Annotated in this window: 1 protein-coding gene; it reads right to left on the bottom strand. The window is 71.6% G+C overall.

Annotated features, from left to right (window positions below; genetic code table 11):
- Nucleotides 1-447 (bottom strand): spore coat protein U domain-containing protein (locus tag AC1DQP_RS21315; RefSeq protein WP_478052534.1); only part of this gene is annotated, 447 nt, incomplete at its 3' end.
- Between the last annotated feature and the right edge of the window lie 123 nt (nt 448-570).

Raw genomic sequence — 570 nt, 5'->3', positions numbered from 1 at the left:
GCCGTAGATGGTGATGGTGACCGTGCCGCTGCCGCCGGTCACCAGCGGTACGTTGTAATTGAGGTCCAACACCTGCGCGCCCGGATTGCTGCCGGGGGTGAGGCCCCAGATCGTGCTGCGGGTGGCGTTGGTATACAGCTGGAAGGCCATGGTGTCGGTGGTGGCGTTGCGCATGCTGCGCGTGGGCTGGGTGGTGCTGCCGCCGCTGCCGTTGCCGATGCCCAGGCACAGCCGTACCGAGGCGGTAGCCAGCAGGCTCAGCGCGGCGGTGCTGCAGGTGACGGTGAAGGTGGTGGTGGTGTTGGTGACGCTGGCCGCGCCGTTGGTGATGGTGCCAAAGGCGAGGGTGACCGGCGTGGTGACCACGCAGTTGGTGTCGGCGCGCGCGGTGCCGCAACCGAACACGCCAAGCACGGCGATCAGCAGCAGGGCCGCCGCACGGATCACGGCGAGGCCCTGGCGCTGCAGCGCAGGGGGCCCAGCTGGCGCGGGTGCGGCTCGCCGCCGGAGCGTGCCTGCAGCGTCACCGTGCACCGGCCGCGCGCGGTGACCACGCGCAGGGTGGCGGGC

It is taken from the genome of Stenotrophomonas sp. P5_A8 (genome assembly GCF_056400545.1).
The sequence above is the reverse complement of the archived record's forward strand: the minus strand, read 5'-3'. Positions and strand labels throughout refer to the sequence as shown.